This is a genomic window from Methylobacterium sp. E-041 (assembly GCF_022829665.1).
In the GTDB taxonomy this organism is placed as follows: domain Bacteria; phylum Pseudomonadota; class Alphaproteobacteria; order Rhizobiales; family Beijerinckiaceae; genus Methylobacterium.
On record NZ_JAKSYQ010000071.1, the window covers coordinates 1 to 3,924 of the forward strand.

Below are 3,924 nucleotides of genomic sequence, written 5' to 3' on the forward strand. Positions count from 1 at the left end.
CTCGGCATCCACCAGAGCGTGGATCTTGCTCGTCAGGCCGCCGCGCGAGCGACCCATGCCACGGGATCGGTCGTCTTTTTTTTGGCGCAGCCCGCATGCTGATGCACCCGCACGCTGGTGGCGTCGATCATCTGCAGGTCACCCTCGTAAGCCTCTGACACGGCTTTCAGAAGACGATCCCAGATCCCACGCTTGCGCCAGCGCCGAAAGCGGTTGCCGCACGTCGTGTGCGGACCATAGCGCGCCGGGATGTCGGCCCAGCGCGCGCCCGTGCGCAACCGCCAGAAAATGCCGTTCAGCACCCGCCGGTCGTCCACCCGATCCTTGCCACGCACATCCGTCGGCAGAACCGGCTCGATCGCCGCCCACTCCGCATCCGTCAGGTCAAACCGCGCCATTCACAATCCTCCATGCTGGAGGATCAACGATCAGGGCGAGCGACCGTGCCAGCCGTTATGAGTTCGCGACCTAGAGCCCGACGTTTTGCCAGAAGGCGTGCCTTTCCCTGAAAGAACCGACGCCGCAAGCGCCGACACACCAGGGGCGACCTTGCCTGTCCTGCGCGCCTTCAACGTCCGTTCGGCCTCGCGGATCATCCTGGCCGCCTCGTCCTCATCCGAAGGCGCAGCAAGCCCCGCGGCCAAGGCATCATGCATCCGAACCTGCCAACCACTCCCGGTTGCCCTGTAGGCAGCCAATAGCGCCGGATCGATCCGCAGGGTGAGATTGACCTTGGCATCAGCGAGCTTCGGCCGCCCGCGCTTCGGCAGGAGGTTGTAGACCTCGGGGACCTCGTGGGCGGGGCGCATCTCCGCAAGCTCCGTATCCGTCATGGACGGCGTATCGGAGACTTCATCCCAATCCTCTTGCGAGTAGCCGGCGGCGGGACGCTCAGGCTTCGGCGAGATGTCGTGCATAGGCTTCCCTTTCGCGAGGGTCGGCAGTGCGAAGGCTGACTAGGCTCAACGCCTCGTTGCCGAGAGGTGACGCGACGACGACCACAACCCGCTCACCGTTCCAATCGCCGATCAGCATGTAGCGTGCGCGACCGGTCCGGCTGGGGCGGGTCGGACGGATCAATGCGGTTTCGCCATCGAACGAGGCGTCGAAGTCATAGCCATGCTTGGCTAGGTTCGCGCGGCGCTTCGGCTCATCCCACGTCGTCGTCATTGGAATTATGGTAGTAGCGGAAAAGGCGGTGCGCAAGCTGCATTCCCGCCACTGCGTAAATTACCGCCGCAGGCATGCGCGACGCGGTGCTGACGTGCGGGCGGTTCTTATCGGGCTCGCGCCTTACCCGTGTTCGCGTCCTCGTAGGCCGCTACGACTGCGGCCGATATGCGAAGCAGCTTCCCCCCAAGCAGGCTCCCTGCCAGGTCGCCCCGCTTGATCATGTTGCGGACGTGCTGTCCGCTGCACGACCACCGCTCGCCCAGCGTTTCGGGTGTGTACGCGTTGTGGTAGCCCGGCCATTCCTTCGACATCAGGGGCGTGCCCCTCTGCTTCTGCGCAGGCTTCCCATTAGGCTGCACCTCATCAGCCGAGGCCGCCTCAAACGCTGCATCGAGGGCCATTCTGTCCCAGACGGCAGTCACGCCGAGTTGCCGGGCAGACGGAAGCTGGCCGACCCGGACGAGGGCGCTGAAGGCGGTAGGCGTGAGCCCCAGGTATCGAGCGGCCGCAGCGAGATCGAACGCTCTAGGCAGGTAGGCGTAGGGGTCGATCATGATGCTTGCCGCCTCGCACGGATCATCCAGGCATCGCGGTCTGCGCGCGCCAGGGCCAACTCCCCCTGCAATTCTTAGACACGGGCGTGCATCTCGCCGGCATCGACGGCGGTCTCGATCAGGAGTTCCTGAGCCTCGGCAAGCGCGGCGCGCAGTTCCACGTTCTCCGTCGCGAGCGCCAGGATCAGGGCCGTCGTCTCGTCGCTCATCCTTCAGCAACCTGTCTGACCCACCGTGGACGGCGCTGCATCCGCGGTCAGCAGGTTGCCCAATCCGCTGTGGTGGCCTTGCTTGCCCCCTCGGGCTTCATCAGGGCAGTCTTGACCTGGCTGCTTATTGTGTCGTTGGGCACGACGCTCATCTCCCAAATGTAGCGCTACGCTGCTGGGCGTAGAGACGATCGATTTCAGCGACCGCCTGTTGGCGATCCTCCATTGCGGACTCCAGCATGGCGACGGCAGTTATCGAGGCCGGATCCGTGGGACCGAAGCCTGTCTTCAACTCCTCGATCCGCTGCTTAGCGAAGTCGTTGCGCCCCTCGTACCAAGTGCGCAGATCCTGGAGCGCCTTGCTGTACCCGGCGCCCTCCTCGCGGGTCAGGTTGTGTGCTTTTGTACGCGCGCTCATGCCATTACCTACTTCTGCGCTGGCAGCGGTACTGCCAGAATTGCCTCAACGTAGACCTGCGTTTGACCGATCGGGGTTAAGTAAGACGAAACCGCGTCCGGCATGCCGAACGCAAACTGAGGCTAACCACATGCCTCAGCCCGCCCTACCGATGCCTCGGATACACGATGGCTCTGTCGGCGGTGTCGCCCGTCGCTTGTTGGAGTGGTACTTGGATCGACCTTGTCGGGCTAGGTACGCCTCGCTACAGCGCGCCATGGACAAGCTCGTAGCCCTTCTGGACCGCCTCAAGACCCGCCAGCGCGATCTCATCATGGAAGCCGCTCAGTACGACACAATGCCAGCCGACAGTACGCTGAAGCGGATCGCAGAGCTTGAGAATGCCATCGCAGCGGTAGAGGCAGTGGCCGACGAAGAACGGGGTGGGCGGCGACCGTAGAGCCAACGACGTATCGCTCATCCTTCAGCAACTTGTCTGGTGCACTGCGGTGGGCGCTGCATCAGCGGCCAGCAGATCTGCCCGATCCGCTGTGGCGGTCCTGTATGCCCCTTCATACAGGACCGCCTACTACATTCCAGCCGACAAGCCGCCCTCGAGCCTTCACGACCCGACGTCGTGTGCACACGGGCTGACAGGGCAAGGCGCAACCCAACCCGATCAGCCGCTGACACAAATTATTTTCGACCGCTGACCAGCAAGGCCATTTCGACTTTCGTATTCTGCCTCGATCATCAGCGCTCCATATACTGGAGCGATTTCGATGCCCCTCGCGACCACCACCAGTACCCCTGTCATCAAGACCGAGCCGCTCTCGAAGTACGAGATCGATCGCAACGAGCGCCATGCTACTTCGCAGGCCGGATCCAATGCGAAGCGCAAAGCCAAGAACGCCCCGCGTCGGGACGACATGGCACGGGCCGCCTACTACGCCCTAATAATGTACTACGAGGAGGCAGGGACGGCTGCGGACAAGGCCTCGTTCAAGCGGCCTTTCGTCAACATCCTGGTCAAAGCCGGTTTTCCGCGTGAGGTATGCTTCGATCTGTTTGAGAGCCATGTCGGCAGTCTGCTCGACGATTTTGACGGCTGGCTGAAGCAGCGTTGGTACGCCGAGAGACAGCGCCTGAAGGACGGTCGCGGCGACTACGTGCCGTTGGACCGGAACGATCCAAACGGCGCACGAGTTGGCTCGAGGGCTTTGACTACGGTCTTGGAGCCGTCGGCCACCCAATCAGCTGCTGAACAGGAGTAACGGGGGAGTACGGGGGGTAAGGTGTCAGCAGCTGATCAAGAAAGGCGTTACCTCTCGGCATCGGTCCAGGGCAGTTTGCCCACACGACGTCGCTACCTACCAGACCCGAGATGCAACCCTTTATAAGCTGCTCGCTGCGATGCAGCGAACTAGGTTTGCGATGCGAGAAGTCGATGGCGTTGTGGTCATGCTGTCTTTCTTGGACGTTTCCTCCCTAGGTCGTGAACTCATAACGTCTGGCACGGTTTGGCCGTGGCATCGTTGGTTCTCCGAATGGAGGACCGAGGATGGCGCGGTTTGACCTGACGGATGAAGAG

Annotated in this window: 7 protein-coding genes and 1 pseudogene; 1 reads left to right on the plus strand and 7 read right to left on the minus strand. The window is 62.5% G+C overall.

The genetic code is table 11. From position 1 onward, the window contains the following. The 7 genes and pseudogenes from MKK70_RS06830 to MKK70_RS06855 form a co-directional block, all read right to left on the minus strand. A pseudogene (locus MKK70_RS06830) lies at positions 1 to 398 on the minus strand (IS5 family transposase); the annotation flags it as partial. A 30-nt stretch (positions 399 to 428) separates the two neighbouring features. Further along, positions 429 to 917: a BrnA antitoxin family protein gene (locus MKK70_RS30815; protein WP_313899079.1), complete on the minus strand. Its 489-nt coding sequence runs from the start codon at positions 915 to 917 to the stop codon at positions 429 to 431. After that, the gene (locus tag MKK70_RS06840; protein ID WP_243946506.1) at positions 892 to 1,170 is read right to left on the minus strand and encodes a BrnT family toxin; all 279 of its coding nucleotides are present in this window, start codon (positions 1,168 to 1,170) and stop codon (positions 892 to 894) included. The genes MKK70_RS30815 and MKK70_RS06840 overlap by 26 nt, the downstream gene beginning before the upstream one ends. Positions 1,171 to 1,277: 107 nt before the next feature. Next, positions 1,278 to 1,727, minus strand: coding sequence for a hypothetical protein (locus MKK70_RS06845; protein WP_243946508.1), 450 nt, complete (start codon positions 1,725 to 1,727; stop codon positions 1,278 to 1,280). A 74-nt stretch (positions 1,728 to 1,801) separates the two neighbouring features. Further along, complete coding sequence (locus MKK70_RS30550) at positions 1,802 to 1,936, minus strand: hypothetical protein (RefSeq protein ID WP_279603552.1); 135 nt, start codon at positions 1,934 to 1,936, stop codon at positions 1,802 to 1,804. Between the two features lie 148 nt (positions 1,937 to 2,084). Further along, entirely contained in the window at positions 2,085 to 2,354 is a 270-nt protein-coding gene (locus MKK70_RS06850; RefSeq protein ID WP_243934494.1) for a hypothetical protein, read from the minus strand. Positions 2,355 to 2,598: 244 nt separating this feature from the next. Beyond that, positions 2,599 to 2,814, minus strand: a complete 216-nt coding sequence (locus MKK70_RS06855; protein ID WP_243946510.1) for a hypothetical protein — start codon at positions 2,812 to 2,814, stop codon at positions 2,599 to 2,601. A 301-nt stretch (positions 2,815 to 3,115) separates the two neighbouring features. Between MKK70_RS06855 and MKK70_RS06860 the strand changes: the two genes are divergently transcribed. Beyond that, positions 3,116 to 3,607 carry a hypothetical protein gene (locus MKK70_RS06860; protein ID WP_243946511.1) on the plus strand — a complete coding sequence of 164 codons (492 nt, stop codon included), beginning with the start codon at positions 3,116 to 3,118 and terminating at the stop codon, positions 3,605 to 3,607. The last annotated feature ends 317 nt before the right edge of the window (positions 3,608 to 3,924 follow it).

Coding starts and splice junctions, on each gene's coding strand:
- MKK70_RS06855 (WP_243946510.1), bottom strand. CDS start 2,814: ATGAGCGATACGTCGTTGGCTCTACGGTCGCCGCCCACCCCGTTCTTC.
- MKK70_RS06840 (WP_243946506.1), bottom strand. CDS start 1,170: ATGACGACGACGTGGGATGAGCCGAAGCGCCGCGCGAACCTAGCCAAG.
- MKK70_RS06860 (WP_243946511.1), top strand. CDS start 3,116: ATGCCCCTCGCGACCACCACCAGTACCCCTGTCATCAAGACCGAGCCG.
- MKK70_RS30550 (WP_279603552.1), bottom strand. CDS start 1,936: ATGAGCGACGAGACGACGGCCCTGATCCTGGCGCTCGCGACGGAGAAC.
- MKK70_RS06845 (WP_243946508.1), bottom strand. CDS start 1,727: ATGATCGACCCCTACGCCTACCTGCCTAGAGCGTTCGATCTCGCTGCG.
- MKK70_RS06850 (WP_243934494.1), bottom strand. CDS start 2,354: ATGAGCGCGCGTACAAAAGCACACAACCTGACCCGCGAGGAGGGCGCC.
- MKK70_RS30815 (WP_313899079.1), bottom strand. CDS start 917: ATGCACGACATCTCGCCGAAGCCTGAGCGTCCCGCCGCCGGCTACTCG.